The following is a 23,620-nucleotide window of genomic DNA, read 5'->3' on the forward strand; positions in this document are numbered from 1 at the left end:
CACTTCATTAAAACATTCAAAATCATGAGCTTGACCAAATACAACGAGAAACGTTCCTTTGAAAAAACCCCTGAACCAAAAGGGGGAAAAGCGGATTCGGAAGAACTCATCTTTGTGATCCAGAAACACCACGCTTCGCGGCTGCATTATGATTTCAGGCTGGAAATGGATGGAGTTTTAAAAAGCTGGGCAGTCCCAAAAGGCCCTTCCCTGGATCCGGCAACAAAGCGGCTTGCCATGATGGTGGAAGACCACCCTTATGATTATAAAGATTTTGAAGGCATTATACCCAAGGGCAACTATGGCGCCGGGACTGTAATGGTCTGGGATGAAGGCACATATGAGCCATTAGAAGAAGCGAAAACAAAAAAAGAAAAGGAAAAAATATTGCTAAAAGAACTGGCGTCCGGATCAGTAAAGATCCGCATGAAAGGCAAAAAGCTGAAAGGCGAATTTGCATTGGTGAAAACAAAAGGCATGTCTGAGAATTCCTGGTTGCTCATTAAGCACAGGGACAAATTCGCCTCCGACACGGACATTACTAAAAAGGACAAATCCGTGATTTCAAATAAGACATTGGACGGGATAAAAGCCACCTCGGACAATATTTACGGAGAAAGTAAAGATGAGGGAAAAGAGGGAAAGGCTAAAAAGAAAAAAAGTGAGGATGAAGAAGCGCCAATTGATGAATATATAGAGAAGGAAAAAGACGATAAATCGGATCAAAAAAGTGCTGCTACGCTTTTAAAAAAGGCAAAAAAGGCAAAATTCCCGGATGACATTGTCCCTATGCTCGCAACGCTGGTGGACGAACCGTTTGACGATCCGGGTTGGGAATATGAGGTCAAGTGGGATGGTTACCGAGCCATTGCTTACATGAACAAAGGCATTACTGAGCTGAAATCGCGCAATAAAAAGTCGTTCAACGATAAATTTTATCCTATCTATGAAGGCTTGTGTGACTGGAAAATCAATGCGGTGCTGGATGGTGAAGTGGTGGTTATCAATGACAAAGGCCACTCGGATTTCGGTGCTTTGCAAAACTGGCGCAGCGAAGCAGACGGTGAGCTGGTTTATTACGTGTTTGATATACTCTGGTATGAAGGGAAAAGTTTGCTGGATCTGCCTTTAACCGAGCGAAAGGCCATATTACAAAGCATTGTTAATGAGGACAGTCCGGTCAGGATCGGTTATAGCATAGCGTCTGAAGGAACGGCGTTTTTTAATGCTGCGGGCGAAATGGGATTGGAAGGGATCATTGCAAAGAGGTCGGATAGCACTTATCACGCTGGCTTGCGGACGAATGATTGGTTGAAAATTAAAATCCATAAACGTCAGGAAGTTATCATTGCGGGATATACGCGAAATGCGGGCACTTCGAAACATTTCAGTGCGCTGCTTCTTGCCGCGTATGACCAGGGCGTGCTGCAATATGTGGGCAAAGTCGGAACGGGCTTTAAAGACAAGCAGCAAAAGGAAATGCTGGAATTATTTAAGCCATTAGAAACAAAAAACAGTCCGTTCAAAGAAACGCCGGACTATAACAAACCTTCGCGCTTCCGGCCTAATCCGCCAAAAGCGAACGCAACCTGGCTCAAACCGGAGCTGGTGTGCGAGGTGAGCTTCACGGAAGTGACTTCGGACGGCGTTTTCCGCCACCCGTCTTTTGAGGGAATGCGTGAGGATAAGAAAGCCAAAGACGTTGTCCGCGAGATCGAGCAGCCAACAGATCAGGTTATTGAGGAAGAAAAAAAATCGGAAAAAGAAGAGAAAACGACCGCTAAGAAGGAAGAGATCATTGCAAAACCTGCCAAGACCAAGCGGAAAACACTGCTTAATCCGACTGACGAAACGCAGGTCAGAAAGATCAATGGTAATGAGGTTAAATTTTCCAATCTCAGCAAGATTTTCTGGCATCAGGAAAAAATCACGAAACGCGATGTGATCAATTATTACTATCAGGTCGCGCCGTTCATTTTGCCTTACCTGGAAAGCAGGCCCTTGTCGTTGAACCGGTTCCCGAATGGCATTGATGGAAAGAGCTTTTACCAGAAAGACGTAACCGGGAAAGTGCCATCCTGGGTTGAAACATTCCCTTACACTTCCAACGATGAAGACCAGCAGAAGAACTTTATGGTTTGCAATGACGAGGCAGCATTACTGTATATGGCCAATCTGGGCTGCATTGACATGAACCCATGGAACAGCCGCACCGATAAACCGGATAATCCCGACTGGTGCCTGCTCGATCTGGATCCGGACACCACCAATACTTTCGAACAGGTGATCGAAACGGCGCTCGCCATCAAGCAATTACTGGATTCATTGGATATCAAAGGCTATTGCAAAACTTCGGGCTCCACCGGACTACACATTTATATTCCTCTCGGCGCAAAATATTCATATGATCAATGCCAGCTTTTCGCGCAATGGATCGCCAGCCAGGTGCAACAGGAATTGTCCAGCTTCACCAGCATTGAGCGCATGACCAAAAACCGCAAAGGGAAGCTATATATTGACTATCTACAAAACCGTCCTAAGGCAACATTGGCCGCTCCGTACTCCATCAGACCAAAACCAGGCGCGACTGTTTCGATGCCGTTGCATTGGGAAGAAGTGAAGATAGGTTTGCAATTACGTGATTTCACCATTTTGAATGCGATGGACCGGCTGCAACAGGAAGGTGATTTGTTCAAACCGGTGTTGGGAAAAGGCATTGACCTTGAAGCCGCCATTGGAAAAATCGAGGCAGAAGCGAAGTGACTTTTTGCCGCGTGTGAACGACCACGCTTGCATTCAGAAAAAAATCTTGCTAACACATGTCCGAAATGCGTGAAAAATCGACATTTAAGATATAAATTGTCTTTATACTCTGCGTTTACCTACAATACGTACCCATAGAACTAAATTCACAAACATGGATTTGAGCCTGGTTAACGGTATGGTCGACGAAAAGACCATGGGCGAAACGCAACGCATTGCACGGGCCGAAAAGCAATTGCTTGAGACGCGTGATCGATTTGAATCGCTCCTTCAGACGGTTGACGGCATTGTCTGGGAAGCAAATGTGGCTACCTTGGAATTTTCATTTGTGAGTGACCAATCACTGCGAATCTTGGGTTACCGGCCCGAAGAATGGATAAATAACAAGGATTTCTGGCAAAGCCACATTCATCCGGACGACCGCGACCACGCGATCGGCTACTGTCACCGCCAAACACGCGAAGGGAAAAACCACATTTTTGACTACCGGATGATTTCGGCCGACGGCAACATTGTCTGGCTTAAAGACATTGTATCTGTCATCAAAACGGACGGCGTCCCTACCCTTTTGCGTGGTGTAATGGTGGATGTTACCGAGACGAAACGGTTCGAAATTCTTGAAGATTTGGAAAAAACTGTCCTTGAATTAAATTCAACGAAAGAACATTCTCTAAAAAATGTGCTGTCGCAGTATTTGCTGGGCATTGAGCAGCTGTACCCGCATATGAAATGCTCCATCGTTGGCATTGTCGACGGGAAATTAAGCAACTTGTCCTCTCCCAGCTTACCGGCGTCTTATATTAAGGCTCTTGAAGGATTGCCGATCGGGCCTGATGGCGGATCGTGCGGCACAGCTGCCTATTTCAAAGAAAAAGTGATCGTAAGCGACATTGCAAATGATACACGATGGGCAAACTATGCGCACCTCGCGCTTCCGCACAAGCTGTATTCCTGCTGGTCACACCCGATCCTGGATTCTGACGGTAATGTGGCTGCGACTTTTGCTATTTATTACGACCATATCAAAACGCCAAATGAGGACGAGGTAAAAGTGATAGACCGTGCTGTTGCGATTTTGAAAATCATTTTCGAAAACAAAAAATACACCGAGATCATCATTTCCAGCAGGTCGCGGCAAAGACGGGAAGCGCTTAAATTACAGGAAATCGCTTATTTACAGTCACACGTGGTCCGTGCACCACTCGCCCGCCTGATGGGCATTGTTGATCTGATCAAAAACTATCCGCATACCGACATTGAGAAGAATGAGCTGCTCGATCATTTGCTGTTGTCGGCGAAAGAATTAGACGAGGTTATCCGGGATATTTCAGGAAAGACTGATTAATCCACATTTAAAATCCAAACCTCAGCCCTATTGCCAGATTCACAATGTCGGAGGGTTTGAGATAACCCGTATTTTGCACATAACTGATCAGTAAGAGGTCATATGTGCCTAGTTCATAATACATTTCCAGCGACCTCTGCCGGTTATTTATCACCAGATCTTTGCCCAACTTGCCCCCGATATAAGCTCCCGGCCTGAATGACGTAGCCCACCAATAGTATCCGACAGGATAGTGAGACGGCAACTTTGTATCAAACTGCTTCCCGAAAGTGTAGCTGAGATAAAATCCGATGGAAAAGGGCTTGATATAATAACTGTTTTTCAGTGGAATACTCCATGGCGAATAGGTGGTCTTTAATGTTGTGCTGATCAGCGCGTCGCCGCCAAACTTCTGCGGAAGGAAACCAAAAAGTAAATCTGTTTCCAATGTTTTGTTATTGGAAATGTAGCCAGGCCCACCGGATAAAAACCCGATGTTGCCAGCGAACTGTAATTTCAAATGATCGGGAAAATACCATTTCCGTTTGGCATCCAGCTCATCCTCGATCTGAGCAACTGCGAAAAACGGTGTAAAAAGGAACAGTAGTAAAGCTATTTTTTTCATGGCGATTAGTATGTAACCCTTTCTGCTTTGTAACCGCCTTTCCAGGTTGTAAAAAGCCAGTAACCGCGTTCTCCCATGCTGGTGGTAAGGTAATAATGAACACCATCCTTGTAAAAGTCCCCGTCCCTGAATGTGTGCTGGTGACCGTAGAGCGTGAATTTGACATTCGGGTCATTGGCCAAAAGTCCGGCATAACCGTCCTGTAATTTGGGATCGAAATCACCATCGAAAGGCGGAATATGCGCAACAACAATCGCGTTTTTATTATCGCGGTTGTCGGCAAGCTGGGATTGAAGCCAGTTCAAATTGGGAACCTCACCATTGAAAATGTATTCCCGTGAGTTTGTATTGATAAAAATGAATTTGTTATCCCCATATTCAAATGAGTAATCCATAGGGCCGTAAATTTTCCGGTAAGCCGCCGGTCCGTTCGCAACCAGGTCGTGATTGCCAATAACGGTCAGGTAAGGACATTTCAGCTTAACCATGATCTCATTCACCCATTTAAATTCCTGGGAAAGCCCGAAGTCGGAAATATCACCTGCATGCAGCACAAAGGCCGCGTCTTTCTGACTGTTGGCGCTTTTTATGAAAGCGTCCGTTTCATCGTACCAGCGCTGCGTATCTCCCATAAGGATAAACCTGACCGTGTCCTTTAAAGGAATGGCCTGAATGCGCTCAATATTTTTCTGATTTAAATTAGTTTCGCTCTCTTTAAAAATGACCTGATTGGGATTGTACTGAAATATGCCTTCACAGGCTGTTAAAGTCATTCCCAAAGCGAGCAAAAGGGCTTTTGGAGAATCTTTCAAGATATGGCTAATTTTGGTTGCAATGATCAGGTAACCATAAACGTTGCGTTATAATTCCGAAAAATGCCCGTTCTGACAGTAATAAGGCAATATTTTAAGGCACGATTATTGCAATGTGCTGTTAATCTTACTCTAATATGTTATGAAAATAAAAACTATCGGAATGCTCGGATTGCTGGGATTCCTCTCTATCACAATGCCGCTGACTGCCCAGGTTGTTTCAAAGGATTCTTTGAACATGCTGAAAGAGCAAAAGGCAAACCTTGAAGTCAGCAAAAAATTGAACGAGCGTAAAATGGAGCTTGCCAAGCTGGAAAACGAACTGGATGGCGCAACGCGCGAAATGGAAAAGACGGCTGAGCAAGCGCAGCGATCAGCGGATGATAACCAAAAGAATGCTGAAAAATTGGGCAGCGACCCACAGGACAAAAAATTGGCCAGAAGAGCCGGAAACAGCGCGAGCGGTGCCAGAAAGGATGCCAAACGCGCCAGAAAAGCGGCCGACCATCTCGACGATCTTAAAAAAGACATTGAGTCATTAAAAAGAAGAATTGCGGATGACGAAGCAAAATTAGCCGATATCCAGGGCGGATCTTCTTCAAACTAATTACATGATCCTCTTCTTTTTACGGGGTGTATCCATTCATTTGGATGCACCCTTTTTTTGTTGTCGCGCGGCATGCTTTTTTAATAAGATTGATATCAATCAACAAATAAAAATCATGGCTACTGCAACAGCAAAAACCAATACAAAGAAAACGGCGCCAAAAGCGGCAACTAAAACGGCGTCTAAATCAACCGCCGCAAAAAGTGAGACTAAAACGGCTGCAAAAAAAACGACTGCTGATAAAGCAGAGACTAAAACAGCTGCAAAGACGGCCACCAAAACGACGGCTAAGACCGCAACCAAAGCAGCTCCTAAAAGCACTGCCAAAAAAGGCAGCGATTCCGATTCCAAGTCAAACACAACTACTAATCACGATGAGATCCGGGCTTGGGTAGAACAGCGAGGCGGGAAACCGGCAATGGTAAAAGGAACCGGCAAAAAGAAAGCTGATACCGGAATCCTGAGAATCGACTTTCCCGGATATTCGGGTGAAGACACATTACAAGAAATAAGCTGGGACGAGTTCTTTCAGAAGTTTGACGAAGGAAATCTTCAATTCCTGCATCAAACAGAAACAGCAGACGGGAAAGAAAGCCGTTTTAATAAGTTTGTTTCAAAGTAAACTAGTCCGACTACAACGCTCAGGCCTCGCAAATTGCGAGGCCTTTTTTGTATAAAAACTTTTTAATCTTTTTATATTGATAATAATTATTAAACATATAAAATGTACTATATAAATAAATAAGCATAGTCGACGAAGCCACTTACAATGTGCTTACCGCAAAAACTTTTAAAAAGCGGTAATTAAATAATTCAGGAAAATGAGCTTTAATGTTATTTTTGACGCGCTATCACCCGGCAACAACTTAACCGCGAATGACCTGGGCAATATTCCATAAACACAGACCAACGATTCTTTACGGCATTTCACTTGCCCTGCTGTTGTTTTTATTGAAGTGGCTGGAACTTCGCTTCATCGTTATCAATCATATCTTTGAAATTTATGCGGGCGCTATTGCACTGCTCTTTACCGGCCTTGGAATTTGGCTCGCGCTCAAATTGACGAAGCCGAAAGTTGAGACAGTGATTGTCGAAAAAGAAGTGTTTATCGATACCAAAGAATTCCGCTTCAATGCCCAGGAACAGGCCCGACTTGGTTTAAGCAAAAGAGAACTCGAAGTCCTCGGTCTGATTTCCGAAGGCCTCAGCAACCAAGAAATTGCAGCGCAGCTATTCGTTTCCCTCAACACAGTGAAAACGCATTCTTCCAGATTATTCGAAAAGATGGAAGTTAAGAGCCGCACACAAGCCGTTGAGAAAGCGAAAAGGCTGAGCCTCATCCCCTAACATGCGTCATACTAAGGAGTGAAAAAAGTGGGTTTACACTAAAATCACCCGAAAGTATGAGTTAAATTAGCGAGCGCCTCCTCAATTTTGCTGCATAACCTAATAATTAGTCGCATTATGAAAAAAATTATTCTGGTCTGCGGATTGATCTCCGGGATCATTGTTTCCGTGTTCATGGTTTCATCCATCGCCGCATGCTATTCCAGCAGTGATTTTGAGGGAAATATGCTGCTTGGCTATGCGGCAATGCTACTCTCATTTTCATTGATCTTTGTCGGCGTGAAAAATTTCCGGGACAAGTATAGCGGCGGTTCCGTGACATTCGGGAAAGCATTTCAAATCGGCCTACTCATAACATTAATTGCCTCAACAGTATATGTAATTGTCTGGCTGATTGATTATTACTTGTTTGTTCCCGAATTTATGGAGCGCTACACAACACACGTTATGCGTGAATTGCAGCGAGAAGGGGCAACTGCGCAGGAGTTGCAGGAAAAATCCTTAGAAATGGAAGGCTATCGCGAAATGTACAAAAGCCCGTTGATGATCATTCTTTTTACTTATGCAGAAATTCTGCCGGTTGGGCTCGTTGTTTCATTGTTATCCGCACTGATCCTGAAAAAGAAACCGTCGCAACCGTTGCCTGCAATTTAATTAGCCATTTCTTTAATACTTAACCAACCGATTAATCAGAATGAAAATTATCGTAACGAGTGTAATGGTCGATGACCAGGAAAAAGCAAGAGCCTTTTATACAGAAAAGTTAGGCTTCAAAGTGAAATCTGATGTTCCCGTGGGAGAATACAAGTGGCTGACGGTTGTTTCACCAGAGGACGAACACAGCGTAGAGCTGCTGCTAGAACCGATGGCTTTTGGTCCTGCAAAGGTTTACCAGAAACAATTATTTGACGCCAACATTCCGGCGACAATGTTTGGGGTTGACAATATTCAGGAGACCTACGAAAAGCTTATGGAGCTCGGGGTGAAATTTAAGGGAGAGCCTAAAAAAATGGGTGACGTCACTATCGCCGTTTTCGAAGACACCTGCGGAAACCTGATCCAAATTGCCGAGCAGCATTAATGTTGTAACAAGCGCTCGGCGCCTCGGGATAAATGGGATAGTGCTCGTTGCTGTGATATCCCGGAAAAAGTATAAGTGTGTGCATAGTAAAATATAGTGTGTGTACCAGAACTTTATTAAGCCGTTACAAATAAACGTTAATAGTAATTTGTTCTCAAAGCCGTTGATTGACTGGTGGGGTTCAATTAGTAATCGGTAAATCAGCGGGAAAATGTCGGTTTCGTACAATTTTTCCGGAAAGCCAGATCTTATCTTTACTGCGACCAAGCATTGTACTGCCGTCAACTGCCAGCACATCTAAACTTTATCACCTAGCCATGAAGCCAATTATCAGAAAATCAGCCCTTAATAAGTACATTAAGAACATTTGGATTTTGGAAAACCATGATATTGAGAAAACCGATCATTCCCTTAAATTCTTTGCAGACGGCTGTTCCGGCCTGATGTTTCAGCAAACGGAGTCGGGCGTCTTCATCGGGGATAAAGAATTATCCAGCTTCCTATTATATGGCCAAACGGTTAAACCAATTGAAATGAAATGTTCCGGCAGCTACAAAATGATCGTTTTTGTACTGTATCCCTATGCAGTTCATGCACTGTTTGGCCTTAATGCCAGTGAATTAACGGATACATGCCTTGATATGCGCACTTATTCGGCTCTTTCGAAAGAAGTGGAAACCAATATAAGGCAAGCCGTTTCTACCGAAGAACAAGTCGGGATCATGGAAACATTTCTCTCGAACCAGGCCAGCTCCGCCAATGCTGACCTGCAAATTCAGCATATGACGACATTTATTATGAATTCAAATGGCACATATGCTGTCAAAGATTTGCAGGAGACCACGGAAATGTCGGAGCGCACATTCGAGCGGAAATTTGCGAAACAGGTGGGTGTGCCGCCAAAATTATTCTCGAAGATCATCCGTTTTCATTCTTCTATCAGGCAAATGGACAAGGGTAAATACGAGAAATTATCAGATGTTGCCTACGAGAACGGATATTCCGACCAGTCGCACTTTGTGAGAAACTTCAAAGAATTCACCAGCATTACCCCGCGCGCCTACCAGTCGAAAAGAGTTTCAGAAAATGAGTCACTTGACGGTTTCATCCAAGTTTAGGGTTTACCGCAGCAGTAGTTTTGATCAAAATTAATGTTGGATCAAAACAATTAGCTCATGAAAACCTTAGTATTAGGAGGAACCGGCAAAACGGGCCGCAAAGTTGCCGAAAAATTGAAGAGCCTGAATGCAGACGTCAGAATCGGATCGCGTTCCGCTTCGCCTGCTTTTGACTGGGAAGACAAGTCAACCTGGAACGGTGCACTTGAAGGGACGGATCAGGTCTACATCACCTTTCAACCTGACCTGGCTGCCCCCGGTGCCCCAGCCGAAATAAGTGCATTTACAAAAGCAGCAGTGGACGCGGGCGTCAAAAAACTGGTCTTACTTTCTGGCCGTGGAGAAGAAGAGGCGCAGCATTGTGAGCAGATCGTCATGGCGTCGGGCCTGGATTGGACCCTTGTACGAGCCAGTTTTTTTAATCAAAATTTCAGCGAGAGTTTTCTGGTTGACTCCATCGCTGCCGGATACGTTATGTTACCTGTGGGTGGGATACGCGAACCCTTCATCGATACCGACGACATTGCGGACGTAGCCGTTGCTGCACTGACCGAAGCAAAGCACAGCCGCAAAATTTATGAAGTAACGGGACCGAGGCTTATTACTTTTGGTGAAGCTGTTCAGGAAATTGCGAGAGCAACTGACAGGAAAATTGTATATCAGGAAGTAACGGCTGATGAATATGAGGCCATGCTCATGAAATATCACGTTCCTTCCGATGTCATTTCGCTATTGAATTATCTGTTTACGGAAGTAATGGACGGGCGGAACGAATATTTATCTGACGGTGTGGAAGAAGCATTGGGCAGAAAGCCAACGGATTTTAGTGAATTTGTTCAAAAAACTATTGAAACCGGCGTTTGGGATCAACCCGCTTACAAGTAGCCACAATTCAAAAACAGAAGCCCGGTCAATTTGGCCGGGCTTCTGTACTTATACAGCAGTTTCTATACCATTTGAACCCTGTACAAGTCCACCCATTGGTTCACAAAATCCATGACTTCTTCCACACCTGGCTCGCCGCAAATGTAATGTGAACGGCCTTCGAACTCTTTATAAGTAGTCACTCCGGCAGTTTCTTCATATGCTTTGCTATTTTTTTCGACCAATTCTGTTGGTACAATCTGGTCTTCTCTGCCACTGATAAATAGCAATGGCACATGCGGCAGGTCAAGATCAATGTGTGCCGATGATCCGAGACAGCCTCTTAATATATTGCGACTGTCATGCGTGGCCGTACTTTCGAATGCCTGTAATGCCTGATCTTCACTCAAAGTATTGCAAAAACTCTCGTGGAAACTTTCAGGAGTCTGAAAGAATGGCTCGTCACCTTTGAAAGGATTGGTAATGGTAGCCACATTCTTAAAAAATGGCCAGTCAAGCGTCATCATCATGTTTGGCGCTACGGAACTCACCGGCACGCCCAGACATGCCAGATTTTTGTTAACAAAGATTTGCGTAAGCAGCCCGCCAACCGAATGTCCGATAATGATGGGCTTATCTTCGGGCGCAGGATTATTACCGCCTGCTTCAATGACAACCCGCTCCATTGCCTCAATGACATCATCCAGCATCAGGTCGCCCAATGTTGCCGGTGGGTTGCTTCTCAGCGCAGCAGGCTCCCCTTCGTGATCGGGCCAGGCCGGCACGACACATTTAAATCCCTGCTGGCTAAAATAGGCAACCCATTTGTCCCAGCTTTTGGGATTTTGAAACATTCCATGTATAAAAACGATCGTCCCTTTCATTTTTTTGTCTGTTGATGATTAATAATAACATTAAGGCTTAAATCTAAATAATCTTGCCAAAATCCTCAAAATCACAACATTACCACTTGCTGGAATATTCTATAAGTTGGGAAGCAACCACAGCGCCCTTAGTTCCCGGCTCGGAATACACTTCGCGGAGGAAATTCAAGCATTCAGCAAGGATTATTTACACTACAAAATGTTGCTGTTCCTCTCCCGGGATAAGGTTTTCACTTTTGTGCTAACCAATCACAAATCAATAGCCATGAAAAAATTATCCGTTTTACTTATGTCCTTTTGGCTTTCAATCGGATTTACAAGCGCGCAGGATTCTGCGCGTTACCAACTGCGCCTGTCAGTTCCCGTGATCGACCTGCCGCAAAACAGGGATCTGCCTTATCGACACCCATCCATGAACCAGGCGCTGGAATTTTCGGCTGACTTTTATGAACTGGGCTATCTGGGGATTGACAAAATCGGCAATGTGCTTTTGAGACCTAAGACAAAGGAGTATACAAAGGGAAGAAAGATGTTGAATGCAGGATTTAAATATCTGCTCAGCGCAGCTTTTGTCAAATATGGAAGTGAGCTGCCAATTCCACTGGGTGTTTGGGCGCACGAGGAGTTTCACCGAGCCGTTTTGGGTGTCAACAATATAAATTCGAAAAACGGAAACTGGTTTCCGCACCGGTGGGACGGAACGGTGTACGGGGTCGCGGACCAGGATCTGACCGAACTCAAAAGCAAACACCCCGATCAATTACTTTACGCATATGTCGCAGGCGTGCATTCGGAAGTGTTATTGAACAGGAAGATTTCTGTTGAGGATTTTTACAAAAAACGAACATTGTCTAAAAATGCACTGATACTTTATAACGCATGGTATGTCTGGGATTATTTCAAATTTTCTGCTAGTCCGGTGACGGATTCTGTGAAGATATGGGGTGCTAAAAATGAAAATCCTGATCCAAAGCAGCGAGATTTCGCAGGGGCGGACCTTACTGCCTGGGCTTATGACATGTTCAACCCTGATAAACCTTACACGGCTCGGGACAAGTTTCCAAATGGCGAAGGTGTAAACCGGCGAGTTGGATACTCGGATTTGTCGCCGGATGCACAGCAATATTTATTAAAACAGAAAAAATTATCGCTGCTAAACTTCGTAAATCCGGCCATATTTTTCATTAACCGCATCCCGCTAGGCAAACGCGCATCGTTCAATTTCTTCATGCAATATGCGCCTGCGCATTTCGGGAATGACATCTCTATCACACTTCCCATACAATATCACAACACGGACTTGCTCCTGGGCATTCATAAATTCAGCAATTTCAAATCCGAAGGCTACGGACTGGATCTGGGATTATTTAACAAAAAAATAACGAAACGCCTGGAAACGGATCTTACTTTACGAATTTGGGATCAGCCAGAAAGCTTCTATAATGATGTTAAACACACCGGCGCAGCCATTCAACTGGACGCCCGTTACAACATTACAAAAAACATCGCGCTGGCAGTTTCCGTCAACGGCAAAACCAAGGGCTGGGAAATGGGAAACCCCTATCTCAAAGCCAATTTATCCTCACGTTTCGGACTGCGTTATGTTTTGAGGTCAAGCCGATAAGAACCGCTCGATCAGCCCGGCAACGTGGCTGTATGCTTCCGGGCCATTTCCTAATGTGGTGATTTCTCCCATATAGTCGCCGTGGCCGCCGGGGATGATCATTAGCTCGGAACCGGCGATCAGGCGATGCATTTCCAATGCGTGTTCCGGCTTTGTGACGTCATTGTCACCTGCCAGGATCAACGTTTTCGCTTTAATGCCAGCAATAGCGCCTTCGGGAATATTCTTGAATGTATTCATCCGCTCCTGATCGCGTGTGAACATCGTACGGAGATCCTGTTCGTTTTGGTTAACGGCCCTGAAAGCATCTTTTAATGGTTGCGGCATGGTTTCCAAATTCCCGTTCCGGATGAAATCCCAGATCATTTGTGGCGCTCCGTCTTTTTTGAAAATAGCCGAAGCGATTATCATTTTATCCACAACTGCGGGATGGCGGATAGCGATTTGAAAAGCAGTTGTTCCTCCGTTACTGAAACCAAAAATGTCGGCTTTGGAAATATCCAGATTTTTCATCAGCCCAGCTACATCGTCCGCATCGCTTTCAAAACTGAGCGGCTTACCTCTGTTGCCGGTACGACCATGCGCCTCCATTTCAATCGCGATGACCTGATGATTTACAGCCAATTTTTCCAAAATTCTCCCAAATGTAGTGTCGATCGTAGATCCGCCGCCATGTATCAGCACAATTGGTTTTCCCGCGCCGTGTATTTCATAATACATTTTGAGACCGTTGACTTCTGAGTAGCCAGTGACAGGATTAGGAATGTCCATTTTCATAATGCTAAAAACACTTTTGGTTTAAAATCTGCGTGGGATCGCGCAAAAAATTCACGGAACCGTTGCCTAAAAGTAAATAGTTATTTGAAGTTTTTTTTGTGATATTTATAGATACAACTTAAACACTGATACCAATGGGCAAGCGTTTATCGGTTTTCGGGATTATCTTTTTATCCCTTTTTCTTTTTAGCTACTCCTGCCAGGATCATGAAATCCCGGGAGTACCGCCTTCTCTGGTTACCCTTGAAGTTTCTCCAGGGGCAATAAGATGTGAAATTGCCTTTAACCTTAATGTTGTCGACACGGGCAATATGCCTGTGACAGAGTTTGGCGTGGTAATAGCAGGTTTTGGTTTTTTAGGCCAGGCTTCGGACACGCCAACCGTTGGAACGCATACGAAACTCGTTTTTGATCCACCTTTTTCAACCGGCAACAAAAAGAAAAATTCCGGCGTATGCTCCAATCAGTTTTCCTACCGCGCCTATGCCATACTCAATAACGGAACAGTCATCTACGGAAATTTACTAAGCTATCAGGACGTGTGATATCATCAAGTTGCCCTCCCTGCTAAACGCCATTTAAAGGGCGGTTCTCCCGAACCGCCCTTTTTCGCTTTCAATTCGAATGTTCCTACTCTTACCATCCGGGTCGTCGCATAGCACGGACGTTACTTGGGAGAGCCTTCACTCAGAAATTCGATGGCTATCCTGCACAGCATCTCCCCTTTTTCTTCGGGCATTTCGTGTCCCACGTTTGGATATACGCATAGCTGGCCATGTTGGAGTGCTTCAAAAATCGCTATGGTATGATCCAGTTTAATCATATCTCGGTCACCGCGGATCAATAACACCGGTACATTGATGGCGGCCAGTTTTTCATCAGGAATTTTGATTTCCCTTGCCCACATTCTTTGGTTGTCTTCCCAGAACTTGATCCATTTTTTCGGTTCGGGGTTCATCTGCTGATAGTTTTCCAACCAATCCTTATCTTCCTTAACAGCTTCGACAGTATATTCTTTTAATAAACTGCGCCCTTCTTCCGTCAATCCGCTTGCTTTTGAATTTGAAGCACCGCTCACCACCTTCTTAATTTTATCGGGCCTGTTTGCTGCAAGCAGCAGCGAAGTGTTGCCACCCATACTCCACCCCATCACATAAGCGCTATCCAGATTTAGCTGATCGATAAGTTGCGAATAATATTCGGCTATCAGTTCGCCGCTTAGACTGTCTGCATGCTCGGAACGGCCGTGTCCCGGAGCATCAGGTGCAATCACTCTGAAATGTTTTGACAATTCTGGTATTATGCCGGCTAGGTTTTCTATCGAGCCCAGCCCTTGGTGCAGGAGAAGCAAAGGAACGCCCTGGCCATATTCCTCGTAATAAATCTTCTTATTATGGATTGTTAAATATTTGCCATTATTTGACCCGTATCGAACAGCATTTTTTGCCTTTTCAACAGGTTTTTCAACCTGGCTGCATGAAGCAACGATTACATTCATTAAAACAAAGGAAAGGATTCGTTTCATCATGATCCGCCGGAATGAGGTTGTCAGGAAAATATTTCATCTTCGAGATCGTATACGCAAATTCGTTAAGAATTGTTGAAACATACGCAGCAAGCCTGGGTTTCGGGTTCTGTCGAGCTCTTTGATCCCAGCACCTTGGCTGAAAGGTATAAAATATCCCCATGATGCGTTTGCACCCGCCATTTTTGTCGTAAGCGCCAGACATGAGATTTCATTTATCATCACTTCTACAAAGCTTAATAAATAAGACTCCCAGCGTTATGACTGCCGCCCCGGTAATTACCTTCCGGGCAAGACCAGCCTTATTGTATTGCAATTCCGACTTCCCACCGTGTTCAGTAAACAGGTCGGGGATATGTCCGCTCTTGATATCATCACGAAGGCCCTCCATCATGTCAACCCTGTCTGCGGCCAAAAGTGCGAGCCAATGTATCCAGTTGGATTCACTGTAACGGAAGGCAAATCTCCTGATCTGCCCGCTCAAACCTTTGGGGGGATTAGGTGTGCCGAATACGGCCGAAACACCCGGGCGCTCATTGGAATGCAGTATTTCTACTAGTTCGGGCTGTTGTGTAGGCCTTTCCCGGATCATCCCTTTGTTATCGTTCTCGGTTCTTCTTTTCATCGGGTAGGCAGGCACGTCCAATGGATCCGCGTCTATTCCCCAACCGTTGATATGCGAGTAATCTTCTGCTGTCTTTTTCATAACTGTTTTTATTTTCTTGCTGATGGCGGAATAAGAATTGTTTTGATGCAATTATCGAGCTTCGCAGAGAAGATATGGTAAGCATCGGCTACTTCTTCAAGCGGGACCCGGTGGGTTACAATAGCCTTCGGATCAATCCTGCCAGCCTGAACGTGCTCGATAAGACGGGGTAACAGTCGCTTTACAGATGCCTGGTTCGCCCTCATCGTGATGCCTTTATTGACCACGTTTCCGATCGGAATGATGTTTCCGGTAGGGCCGTACACCCCGACAATTGAGACAATACCACCTTTTTTCACTGAATTAATAGCCCAATGTAAAGCAGTTGCGGATCCAGCCTGCAGCATCAGCTTTCGCCCGGTGATGGTTTGCATTGCATCTCCTGCTGCCTCACAACCTACCGCGTCAATGCAGACGTCAGCCCCGATCCAGTCGGTGGTTTTCTTGAGAAATAGAACAGGATCTTCAAGTGAGCGGAAATTGTAGGCTTCGCACTGCGCATAGTTTTTTACAAATTCAAGCCGGTACTCAATATGATCAATTACGATCACCCTGCCTGCTCCAAATAGCCATGCACATTTGGCAGCCATGATACCAACCGGCCCGGCGCCAAAAACGACAACGGTGTCGCCTGGCTTAATGCCACCCATTTCCGCAGCCTGATAACCGGTCGGCAGAACGTCCGTGAGCAGTACGGCGTCGTCGTGGTCCATATCTTCGGGGATCACCGTTGGACCGATGTCCGCGTAAGGTACCCGCACATATTCGGCCTGTCCGCCGTCAAAGCCTCCCGCGGTGTGCGAATAGCCGAAAATCCCGCCTACTGCGGTCGCCTGGGGATTGGATTCATGACAGTTTCCATAAAGCTGCTGTTCGCAGAAAACACATTTGCCGCAGGCGATATTGAAAGGCACCAGCACATTGTCTCCCACTTTCAGATTTTGCACCGAATCACCAATTCCTTCAACCACCCCGATAAATTCATGACCAAATGTGGTGCCAACCCTGGTGTCGGGCACCATACCATGATACAAATGAAGATCAGATCCGCAAATGCAGGACCGTGTGACGCGGACGATCGCGTCGCCGGAATGCTCAATCCGTGGCATTGGTTTGTTGCGATCCGCCCGTACCCGGTAAGGCCCGCGATAATTCATTGCTAACATACCATTTCCTTTTTTTGTTGATGGATAATTTTAAATGTTTTGGGCTTCTTTAAAAATCGTTCCATCACCGCAAAGCCGATAAACAATACAATTGAATTTTCATCCGGATCGGTAAAAAAAGCCTACCTTTTGTTTCATAGATTTGCAAAATAGATCCTTAAAATCAAGCTCCGATGACGAACGAATTACTTACAAAGGTCTATGACTTCGCAGCGAAAGCCCATGAAGGACAGACCCGAAAGTATGCATATGAAGATTACATAAGGCACCCCGAAAGGGTCATGCATACCTGCGCACAGTTTACGTCGGACCACCGTCTGCTGGCGTCGGCGCTCTTGCACGACGTGCTTGAAGACACAGAAGTATCGGAGGCGGAATTAGGCAATTTTCTGCAAATGGTCATGGACCAGTCCGATGCAAAGCAAACGCTGCAATATGTGAAAGAGCTCACCGACGTCTACATTAAAAAGGATTATCCGAATTGGAACCGAAGAACGCGCAAGGCCAGGGAACTGGAACGTTTGACAGGAATATCTGCAAATGCACAAACGGTGAAATACGCCGACATCATAGACAATAGCGCTGACGTTGCCGAAAATGATAAGAACTTTGCGGCCGTACTCCTGAAAGAATACCAACAAATACTTCGTAACCTGACCAAGGGAAATCCTACTCTGCTCAGCAGAGCACATGAAGCCATAATTGATGCGCGTAAAAGATTGAAATCTCAGATCTAACATCCGGCTCGTCAGATGGAACAGGCAAGTTTGCTGCCGGATCAAAATCTATCGTATCTTTACGATTGGACTACAACTTACCTGATAGAATATGAGCCTGATCAATCTGTTACTTATAACCGTTTTTACTACCGCCGCAATGATGCCATTTAGCAACTCCGACACTAAAAAAGCAGTTAATCCAAAGCTTTCTTCCTACATCAACACTATCAAAGACGACTTCTCAAAAATTCCAGACGACCGAAGAGAAGAGCTTGAAAAAATTGCCGCATTTATCCAGAAGCAAGTTGAAGCTGGCCAGCCTGTACAGTTGACTTACATCTGCACACACAATTCCAGGCGCAGCCATTTCGGTCAAATCTGGGGCGCAACTGCTGCTGCTTACTATGGTATCCCTAATGTGAAAACATACTCTGGCGGCACTGAGACCAGCGCATTCAATGAGCGGGCGGTTGCTTCCTGTGAGCGGGCCGGTTTTGATATCACAAAAACGTCGGAGGGCAAAAACCCGGTATATCGTGTAAGCTACGGGGCTGGCAGCGAGCCAGTGAAAGCATTTTCAAAGAAGTACGATGACGCTAGCAACCCTCAAAGCAATTTTTGCGCTATCATGACTTGTTCCCAGGCTGATGAAGCGTGCCCTGTGGTGAAAGGCGCGGCTGCAAGGGTTGCCGTACCTTATGATGACCCGAAAGCCTTTGATGGCACTGCTCAAGAGACAGCCAAATACGACGAACGTTGTAAACAGATCGCAACAGAAACGCTCTTTGTTTTTTCAAAAGTGAAAATCTGAGTGATTACAACACTTGATCTAATTGAAGTTTAGTGGATTCAGATGTTATTTTTCGCTACGATTTTCTATACTATATAATTCACTTCAGATAGCTATTATTTTTCAACGAGATCGCAATCTGTAACCAAGCCGTCGGAGGTCAGATGGACAATTATATAAGTGTCAGGCTGGTTGGACTTCAATTGGTAAGTTACTATTTCACTTACGTCGCTGTCATGGCGTTGGATTCCCCGGCCTGCCACCTTTTCCGAATGAATAAAAGCCAGTGATTTCAGAGTTTGCGGCTCTGGCATTCCTCCTGCAAAATCTCGCTTGGCTCCCAAAGTAAGACCTGATGCTTCTTCTACTATTTTACCACCTTTTACCATAGCCTGCAAAGCCGCCATGATTTTGGGAGTGCGTGACGGATCAGGATCAGCATTGGTTTTAAGGGCATGGGCAAGCGGACCGATGCGGGGTACTTTTCGCTGATAGTGTTGCTCATTGTCTTCAAGCGTAAAGCCGGTCACATTTCCATTGGCATCGGGATTAAAGACCACAGACACATTGCGGTCAGCCGATGTAAACCTATTAGCAGTGACGGGCACAAATTCTTCATCAACAAAACCATCTTCCAAGGTAACGAGTCGCTGACTCTCAGCTACAAAAGTCACAATTCGATTATTAAATAATTCGTATCGACCTTCGAAAGCCTTTAAAGTTTTAGAATCCACATCCACCGCGACCGGTTTAGTCTTTACAGGAAATCCATCCCAGTGGTAATAGTCAGCGATAAAATCAACGATCCTGCCCATCATATGCGAGTTATCATTCGCATTGATCATGATCACAATGCCTTGTCCTTTGTCCACACTAGCGGTGAGTAACGCATCAAAACCCTCGTCACGGCCATTGTGACCGAAGCGGAGCGTAGTACTGTCACCCTGCAGAAAAACCCCAAGTCCATCCCTGTTTTTCTGATCTGTCAACATCTGGCGGGTCATGGACTGGGATAAAACGCTTCCTGATTTTCCAGCATGAGCATTCTGAATACTCATCGCGAACCGGGCCAGATCAGACGGCGTAGTCCATAATCCGGCTGCCGCCATCTCAGGATAAATATGCCAGCGACCTTCGACTAAACTTCGATTGTTGTAGTGACCGGTTGCGGTTAATTTTGCCAGTTCCGGAGGTAAAGGTTGTTGGTACGTGCTATTCTTCATGCCCAGTGGCGAAAGCACATTATTTTTCATGAATTCCGGAAAATCAGCGCCAGTCACATCCGCCATCAGTTGTTGCATGACGGTATAACCACCACCTGAATACCTCCAACGGGAGCCCGGAACAAAGTCCACGCGGACCGGTGGTGTATTGGCCGGCGCTGTCCCATCCAGAATCTGAACGACCGAAGGGATCTTCGCGCCTACTGCGTATCCCGGGAATCCGTGCACGGTAAGACCGGTGGTATGACTGAGTATGCCGCGCAATGTCACCTTTTTGTCAGTTGTAAATTCATTATCAGGAACTCTCCAACTTTTCAGTTTTACATTAACATCCTCATCCAGAAGAAGTTTATTCTGTTCAACAAGATACAGAGCGCCCATCGCCGCAACCGATTTACTAACCGAGCCTGCCTGAAACAAGGTGCTCGTCGTGACAGGCATCATTCCATCCTTATCAATAAATCCATATGACTGAACCTTCAAGATTTTTCCGTCCTGAATGATAGCCAGGGACAAACCGGGAATACGCCGCTTCTGCATTTGGCTCCGGATAAAATCGTCCAGATCATCCGCCTGAATGTGAAATACAACTAATAGAAAGGAAAGAATCAAAAAGAGGCGTTGGCTTTTCATGGATGTTTTGTTCGGAATGGATTTCCAACAAAGCTAAAAGTTTGTATCCTCTGGTCTGTTAATGACCGGTAAAAGAAGGTTAACGAAATGTAAAAGTTGCTTACAGACTGCTATGGATTTGGGACGCTCAGTATTTTGATTCCGAACTCTTTTTCCGGCTGTAAACTTAGTCATATTGCCATATACCATTTTTTTTGCGGGTACTCGGAAGGAGGAGGTGCAAATGGTATTCAAAAATTGCAATCACTGTTTAGGAAGACTGATTGTTTTAGACCAAAAATGGGTAAGATTTTTGAAATAGACCGGCCAGTTGTTTGGATCAAGAGGTTTAATCATATAAGAATTGGCCTGTCTTGCATAACTCGCTTTCACATCCTCCCTATTGTCGGAATAACTAAGGACTATGATGGGTACTGGGGGAAGTTTGTTGATCTCGATACGATATCGGATATGCTCCAAAAGGGCAAGCCCGGCATCTCTCACAGGAAGGTAGAGATCTAAAAGAATCATGTCAGGCAAGGAATCTACGCTTTTTAAGCTGCTTTCAAAATATTCCATTGCGCCTCGCTGGTCCCGGAGCCGGATCATATTTACTCTTGGCATACTCTGTTTAATAGAAAAGTTCAACAGGTTCCAATGATCGTCATTGTCTTCAATGACAACAATGTTTGAATCTTTGTGGCTTTTGAAAACAGCATCCAGGTGTCCCGGAGCAAGGTTATTCAGGAAACAAATGTTGACCGCACTGGCAACCATCTCATATTCGGAAGCAGTGATAGGCTTAACCATAAAAGCATTAACGCCGGCGCGATAAGCCTGAGCGATCAGGTCCTTATGCGAGGCAGTGGAAAGCATAACGGTCGGGATCTCTCGTAAACTTCGATCCTCTTTAATCTTGCTGAGAATTTCCAGACCATTCAGTTCTGGCATATTCATATCCAATAAAATCAAATCAGGTATAATTCGCTCAGTTTCTCCAGACAGCAAAATTGATAGCAATTCTTTCCCACTACCCATCTCGATAACCTCGATGTTTTCGATCAGCTCTGTCAATGCATCAGAGAGCAGCAAACGATCATCTTCGTCGTCATCTACTAGTAAGACGGTTTTGTCCTTTTTCATAGGCGTTGTTTTCAATCTTAAAGGCTTATGCCACATTAATCCGGCAAGTTAGAATGGAAACAACACAAATAAATAATTTGCAGCCTCTAATCTGACGTACTAGAAAGGCATTTTTGCAAAAAAAAGCATACCCGTACAACGCGATGGCGATTATATCCTAATAGATACTTTATTTTCAAGCAATTCCTTCTGGAATCGTTTTTGTATCAAAATCCCAATCGGAAAAGCTATCAGCTTCCGGTGCAACCCTGCCCGTGACTGGTGGCAGGATCACAATCTGATAAAATCAAAATCTGCTTTAAACCTTGGAAATTATGGCAAATCAACAATTTAAAGACTGTATTGACGCTTGTGTAGCTTGTGCGGTGGCATGCAGCTATTGTGCAACTGAATGTTTAAAAGAAGAAAGTCCGGAAAAGTTAGCCAGATGCATACAGCTGGATCTTGAATGTGCTGCCGTCTGTCGTAGCGCCGCCGAAGTGATGAGCCTGGGAAGTCAGTTCAGCGAACATTTATGCCGGATTTGTGCAGACGCTTGTTACGCCTGCGCGCAGGAATGTGAGCAGCATGCGCAAATGGGTATGGATCATTGCCGTGAGTGCGCTCAAGCTTGTCGCAACTGTGCTCAGGTGTGTGAGCAGATGGCCACACCGGTCTGAAAGAACAAAATATAATCCAACCAGGCTACCCCAAATTTCTCCTTGGGTGCTGCAAGTATGCCATGTTATTGCAATCCGATCGGACATTATTCCCAAAAGCCACGGTGGCGGCCGGCAGCATAAACGTGAATAGTAAGAACTGCACTTTAATAAATTACAGAGGTTTAAGTTGAAAATCGGCTATGGCTAGTAAAAATTATGCCAACAGCGAACTGCCATGCATGACTTCTGGCACGTGTTTTTACGATGGCTCGGCTTTTAAATTTCAACAACTAAACCAGAAATACTATGTTCTACCACGTTAAGGAATTACAATTCAACGCCAGGGTTTCCAAACCCGACCCTAAGTTTGCAAGATTGCTGCTGGAACAATTCGGCGGAAGCAATGGAGAGCTCAAAGCAGCCATGCAGTATTTTGTGCAGGCATTCAGCGCAAGGAATCCGTACCCCGACAAGTATGACCTGCTCATGGACATTGCTACCGAAGAATTCAGCCACCTTGAAATCGTAGGCGCCACCATTCAAATGCTGCTGGGCGGCGTTAATGGCGAATTGAAAAACGCCTCAGAGGAATCCGAGATCATGAAATTGCTGGACGGCAAGGCCGCTAAGGAAGATTTCATCCATGAAGCCATCGTCAATCCGCATTTTGGTGTATTGACCGGAGGAAGCCCCGCACTTACAGACAGTAACGGTATACCCTGGACAGCTGCTTACGTAACTGCAAACGGCGATTTGACCGTTGACCTGCGCTCAAACATTGCTGCTGAGTCCAGGGCAAAAATTGTCTATGAGTATCTGATGAAATTCACGGACGATCCTTCTGTAAAGGAAACGCTCAGCTTTCTGATGACCCGCGAAATTGCTCATTATCAAATGTTCGAGGCTGCTTTGGCAACCATCCAGCCTAATTTTCCCCCTGGTATCCTGCAAGGCGACCCACGTTTCAGCAATCTTTATTACAACATGTCCAGCGGAATGGAGGCGCGCGGACCGTGGAACGAAGGCAACAGTACACAGCTGGGTGAGACATGGCAGTACATTGAAGATCCGTTGCAGCAAGTACTAGACACAAACGGACTGACCACACTGGAGCCAACCGGAACAGACCGTACTCAAAAATCTGTACAAACGCTGAACGAGCAACTTGGCAAGCAGCGCAGTGAGGAAATTATGAGTGCTACCGCCGAGATCGATGCGCAATGGAGCACTTATGACAAATCAGGAGGAATTATCAATGAACTATAATCA

General features: G+C 45.2%; 24 protein-coding genes. 15 read left to right on the top strand and 9 right to left on the bottom strand.

What is annotated here, in order from left to right; translation table 11 throughout:
* The first annotated feature begins 24 nt into the window (after positions 1 to 24).
* Positions 25 to 2,763: a DNA ligase D gene (gene ligD / locus B5X68_RS13130; RefSeq protein WP_082215114.1), complete on the top strand. Its 2,739-nt coding sequence runs from the start codon at positions 25 to 27 to the stop codon at positions 2,761 to 2,763.
* Between the two features lie 154 nt (positions 2,764 to 2,917).
* Positions 2,918 to 4,108 carry a PAS domain-containing protein gene (locus B5X68_RS13135; RefSeq protein WP_082215115.1) on the top strand — a complete coding sequence of 397 codons (1,191 nt, stop codon included), beginning with the start codon at positions 2,918 to 2,920 and terminating at the stop codon, positions 4,106 to 4,108.
* Positions 4,109 to 4,115: 7 nt separating this feature from the next.
* Here B5X68_RS13135 and B5X68_RS13140 read toward each other — a convergent pair whose 3' ends face one another.
* Positions 4,116 to 4,712, bottom strand: a complete 597-nt coding sequence (locus B5X68_RS13140; protein WP_082215116.1) for a hypothetical protein — start codon at positions 4,710 to 4,712, stop codon at positions 4,116 to 4,118.
* 5 nt (positions 4,713 to 4,717) lie between these two features.
* Positions 4,718 to 5,524: a metallophosphoesterase family protein gene (locus B5X68_RS13145; protein ID WP_229208390.1), complete on the bottom strand. Its 807-nt coding sequence runs from the start codon at positions 5,522 to 5,524 to the stop codon at positions 4,718 to 4,720.
* 142 nt (positions 5,525 to 5,666) lie between these two features.
* Between B5X68_RS13145 and B5X68_RS13150 the strand changes: the two genes are divergently transcribed.
* The 7 genes from B5X68_RS13150 (at position 5,667) to B5X68_RS13180 (ending at position 10,562) form a co-directional block, all read left to right on the top strand.
* The gene (locus tag B5X68_RS13150) at positions 5,667 to 6,131 is read left to right on the top strand and encodes a hypothetical protein (RefSeq protein WP_082215117.1); all 465 of its coding nucleotides are present in this window, start codon (positions 5,667 to 5,669) and stop codon (positions 6,129 to 6,131) included.
* A gap of 115 nt (positions 6,132 to 6,246) precedes the next feature.
* The gene (locus tag B5X68_RS29205; RefSeq protein ID WP_229208391.1) at positions 6,247 to 6,753 is read left to right on the top strand and encodes a hypothetical protein; all 507 of its coding nucleotides are present in this window, start codon (positions 6,247 to 6,249) and stop codon (positions 6,751 to 6,753) included.
* Between the two features lie 254 nt (positions 6,754 to 7,007).
* Entirely contained in the window at positions 7,008 to 7,478 is a 471-nt protein-coding gene (locus B5X68_RS13160; RefSeq protein WP_082215118.1) for a response regulator transcription factor, read from the top strand.
* A 117-nt stretch (positions 7,479 to 7,595) separates the two neighbouring features.
* Positions 7,596 to 8,132, top strand: coding sequence for a DUF4199 domain-containing protein (locus tag B5X68_RS13165; protein ID WP_082215119.1), 537 nt, complete (start codon positions 7,596 to 7,598; stop codon positions 8,130 to 8,132).
* 40 nt (positions 8,133 to 8,172) lie between these two features.
* Positions 8,173 to 8,559, top strand: a complete 387-nt coding sequence (locus B5X68_RS13170) for a VOC family protein (RefSeq protein ID WP_082215120.1) — start codon at positions 8,173 to 8,175, stop codon at positions 8,557 to 8,559.
* A 317-nt stretch (positions 8,560 to 8,876) separates the two neighbouring features.
* Complete coding sequence (locus B5X68_RS13175; protein WP_082215121.1) at positions 8,877 to 9,677, top strand: helix-turn-helix domain-containing protein; 801 nt, start codon at positions 8,877 to 8,879, stop codon at positions 9,675 to 9,677.
* A 57-nt stretch (positions 9,678 to 9,734) separates the two neighbouring features.
* On the top strand, positions 9,735 to 10,562 hold the full coding sequence (locus tag B5X68_RS13180; protein WP_082215122.1) for an NAD(P)H-binding protein: 828 nt from the start codon (positions 9,735 to 9,737) through the stop codon (positions 10,560 to 10,562).
* A gap of 62 nt (positions 10,563 to 10,624) precedes the next feature.
* On the opposite strand, the gene B5X68_RS13185 is transcribed toward B5X68_RS13180, so the two are convergent.
* On the bottom strand, positions 10,625 to 11,425 hold the full coding sequence (locus tag B5X68_RS13185) for an alpha/beta hydrolase (RefSeq protein WP_082215123.1): 801 nt from the start codon (positions 11,423 to 11,425) through the stop codon (positions 10,625 to 10,627).
* A gap of 265 nt (positions 11,426 to 11,690) precedes the next feature.
* Here B5X68_RS13185 and B5X68_RS13190 point away from each other — a divergent pair, with 265 nt between their 5' ends.
* Positions 11,691 to 13,049: a hypothetical protein gene (locus tag B5X68_RS13190; RefSeq protein WP_141110276.1), complete on the top strand. Its 1,359-nt coding sequence runs from the start codon at positions 11,691 to 11,693 to the stop codon at positions 13,047 to 13,049.
* Here the strand turns inward: B5X68_RS13190 and B5X68_RS13195 are convergent.
* Positions 13,038 to 13,826 (bottom strand): alpha/beta fold hydrolase, encoded by a 789-nt coding sequence (locus tag B5X68_RS13195; RefSeq protein WP_229208392.1) that lies wholly within the window; start codon positions 13,824 to 13,826, stop codon positions 13,038 to 13,040. The genes B5X68_RS13190 and B5X68_RS13195 overlap by 12 nt on opposite strands.
* A gap of 134 nt (positions 13,827 to 13,960) precedes the next feature.
* Here B5X68_RS13195 and B5X68_RS13200 point away from each other — a divergent pair, with 134 nt between their 5' ends.
* Positions 13,961 to 14,371 (top strand): hypothetical protein, encoded by a 411-nt coding sequence (locus tag B5X68_RS13200; protein WP_082215125.1) that lies wholly within the window; start codon positions 13,961 to 13,963, stop codon positions 14,369 to 14,371.
* 122 nt (positions 14,372 to 14,493) lie between these two features.
* Here B5X68_RS13200 and B5X68_RS13205 read toward each other — a convergent pair whose 3' ends face one another.
* The 3 genes from B5X68_RS13205 to B5X68_RS13215 form a co-directional block, all read right to left on the bottom strand.
* Positions 14,494 to 15,354: an alpha/beta fold hydrolase gene (locus B5X68_RS13205; RefSeq protein WP_229208393.1), complete on the bottom strand. Its 861-nt coding sequence runs from the start codon at positions 15,352 to 15,354 to the stop codon at positions 14,494 to 14,496.
* Between the two features lie 208 nt (positions 15,355 to 15,562).
* On the bottom strand, positions 15,563 to 16,057 hold the full coding sequence (locus tag B5X68_RS13210) for a hypothetical protein (RefSeq protein WP_082215126.1): 495 nt from the start codon (positions 16,055 to 16,057) through the stop codon (positions 15,563 to 15,565).
* 8 nt (positions 16,058 to 16,065) lie between these two features.
* Positions 16,066 to 17,223, bottom strand: a complete 1,158-nt coding sequence (locus B5X68_RS13215; RefSeq protein ID WP_082215127.1) for a zinc-dependent alcohol dehydrogenase — start codon at positions 17,221 to 17,223, stop codon at positions 16,066 to 16,068.
* Positions 17,224 to 17,396: 173 nt separating this feature from the next.
* Between B5X68_RS13215 and B5X68_RS13220 the strand changes: the two genes are divergently transcribed.
* Together B5X68_RS13220 and B5X68_RS13225 are read left to right on the top strand one after the other, a co-directional pair.
* Positions 17,397 to 17,960, top strand: a complete 564-nt coding sequence (locus B5X68_RS13220; RefSeq protein WP_082215128.1) for an HD domain-containing protein — start codon at positions 17,397 to 17,399, stop codon at positions 17,958 to 17,960.
* A gap of 91 nt (positions 17,961 to 18,051) precedes the next feature.
* Positions 18,052 to 18,753: a low molecular weight phosphatase family protein gene (locus B5X68_RS13225; protein ID WP_141110277.1), complete on the top strand. Its 702-nt coding sequence runs from the start codon at positions 18,052 to 18,054 to the stop codon at positions 18,751 to 18,753.
* A 95-nt stretch (positions 18,754 to 18,848) separates the two neighbouring features.
* Here the strand turns inward: B5X68_RS13225 and B5X68_RS13230 are convergent, their stop codons facing one another.
* Positions 18,849 to 20,588 carry a serine hydrolase domain-containing protein gene (locus B5X68_RS13230; protein WP_082215129.1) on the bottom strand — a complete coding sequence of 580 codons (1,740 nt, stop codon included), beginning with the start codon at positions 20,586 to 20,588 and terminating at the stop codon, positions 18,849 to 18,851.
* Positions 20,589 to 20,831: 243 nt separating this feature from the next.
* Positions 20,832 to 21,710 (bottom strand): response regulator, encoded by an 879-nt coding sequence (locus B5X68_RS13235; RefSeq protein ID WP_170916637.1) that lies wholly within the window; start codon positions 21,708 to 21,710, stop codon positions 20,832 to 20,834.
* A gap of 314 nt (positions 21,711 to 22,024) precedes the next feature.
* Between B5X68_RS13235 and B5X68_RS29565 the strand changes: the two genes are divergently transcribed.
* Positions 22,025 to 22,369, top strand: coding sequence for a four-helix bundle copper-binding protein (locus tag B5X68_RS29565; RefSeq protein ID WP_082215131.1), 345 nt, complete (start codon positions 22,025 to 22,027; stop codon positions 22,367 to 22,369).
* 288 nt (positions 22,370 to 22,657) lie between these two features.
* Complete coding sequence (locus B5X68_RS13245; protein WP_082215132.1) at positions 22,658 to 23,617, top strand: manganese catalase family protein; 960 nt, start codon at positions 22,658 to 22,660, stop codon at positions 23,615 to 23,617.
* Positions 23,618 to 23,620: the final 3 nt, after the last annotated feature.

Origin of the sequence: Dyadobacter psychrophilus, assembly GCF_900167945.1 — a bacterium.
Lineage (GTDB): Bacteria > Bacteroidota > Bacteroidia > Cytophagales > Spirosomataceae > Dyadobacter > Dyadobacter psychrophilus.

Bases quoted from the DNA above. Each gene is read 5' to 3' on its own strand.
- B5X68_RS13140 (WP_082215116.1), bottom strand. From the start codon at position 4,712: ATGAAAAAAATAGCTTTACTACTGTTCCTTTTTACACCGTTTTTCGCA.
- B5X68_RS29205 (WP_229208391.1), top strand. From the start codon at position 6,247: ATGGCTACTGCAACAGCAAAAACCAATACAAAGAAAACGGCGCCAAAA.
- B5X68_RS13195 (WP_229208392.1), bottom strand. From the start codon at position 13,826: ATGAAAATGGACATTCCTAATCCTGTCACTGGCTACTCAGAAGTCAAC.
- B5X68_RS13210 (WP_082215126.1), bottom strand. From the start codon at position 16,057: ATGAAAAAGACAGCAGAAGATTACTCGCATATCAACGGTTGGGGAATA.
- B5X68_RS13135 (WP_082215115.1), top strand. From the start codon at position 2,918: ATGGATTTGAGCCTGGTTAACGGTATGGTCGACGAAAAGACCATGGGC.
- ligD (WP_082215114.1), top strand. From the start codon at position 25: ATGAGCTTGACCAAATACAACGAGAAACGTTCCTTTGAAAAAACCCCT.
- B5X68_RS13170 (WP_082215120.1), top strand. From the start codon at position 8,173: ATGAAAATTATCGTAACGAGTGTAATGGTCGATGACCAGGAAAAAGCA.
- B5X68_RS29565 (WP_082215131.1), top strand. From the start codon at position 22,025: ATGGCAAATCAACAATTTAAAGACTGTATTGACGCTTGTGTAGCTTGT.
- B5X68_RS13245 (WP_082215132.1), top strand. From the start codon at position 22,658: ATGTTCTACCACGTTAAGGAATTACAATTCAACGCCAGGGTTTCCAAA.
- B5X68_RS13200 (WP_082215125.1), top strand. From the start codon at position 13,961: ATGGGCAAGCGTTTATCGGTTTTCGGGATTATCTTTTTATCCCTTTTT.
- B5X68_RS13185 (WP_082215123.1), bottom strand. From the start codon at position 11,425: ATGAAAGGGACGATCGTTTTTATACATGGAATGTTTCAAAATCCCAAA.
- B5X68_RS13225 (WP_141110277.1), top strand. From the start codon at position 18,052: ATGAGCCTGATCAATCTGTTACTTATAACCGTTTTTACTACCGCCGCA.
- B5X68_RS13190 (WP_141110276.1), top strand. From the start codon at position 11,691: ATGAAAAAATTATCCGTTTTACTTATGTCCTTTTGGCTTTCAATCGGA.
- B5X68_RS13150 (WP_082215117.1), top strand. From the start codon at position 5,667: ATGAAAATAAAAACTATCGGAATGCTCGGATTGCTGGGATTCCTCTCT.
- B5X68_RS13160 (WP_082215118.1), top strand. From the start codon at position 7,008: ATGACCTGGGCAATATTCCATAAACACAGACCAACGATTCTTTACGGC.
- B5X68_RS13175 (WP_082215121.1), top strand. From the start codon at position 8,877: ATGAAGCCAATTATCAGAAAATCAGCCCTTAATAAGTACATTAAGAAC.
- B5X68_RS13220 (WP_082215128.1), top strand. From the start codon at position 17,397: ATGACGAACGAATTACTTACAAAGGTCTATGACTTCGCAGCGAAAGCC.
- B5X68_RS13205 (WP_229208393.1), bottom strand. From the start codon at position 15,354: ATGATGAAACGAATCCTTTCCTTTGTTTTAATGAATGTAATCGTTGCT.
- B5X68_RS13230 (WP_082215129.1), bottom strand. From the start codon at position 20,588: ATGAAAAGCCAACGCCTCTTTTTGATTCTTTCCTTTCTATTAGTTGTA.
- B5X68_RS13215 (WP_082215127.1), bottom strand. From the start codon at position 17,223: ATGTTAGCAATGAATTATCGCGGGCCTTACCGGGTACGGGCGGATCGC.
- B5X68_RS13235 (WP_170916637.1), bottom strand. From the start codon at position 21,710: ATGAAAAAGGACAAAACCGTCTTACTAGTAGATGACGACGAAGATGAT.
- B5X68_RS13165 (WP_082215119.1), top strand. From the start codon at position 7,596: ATGAAAAAAATTATTCTGGTCTGCGGATTGATCTCCGGGATCATTGTT.
- B5X68_RS13180 (WP_082215122.1), top strand. From the start codon at position 9,735: ATGAAAACCTTAGTATTAGGAGGAACCGGCAAAACGGGCCGCAAAGTT.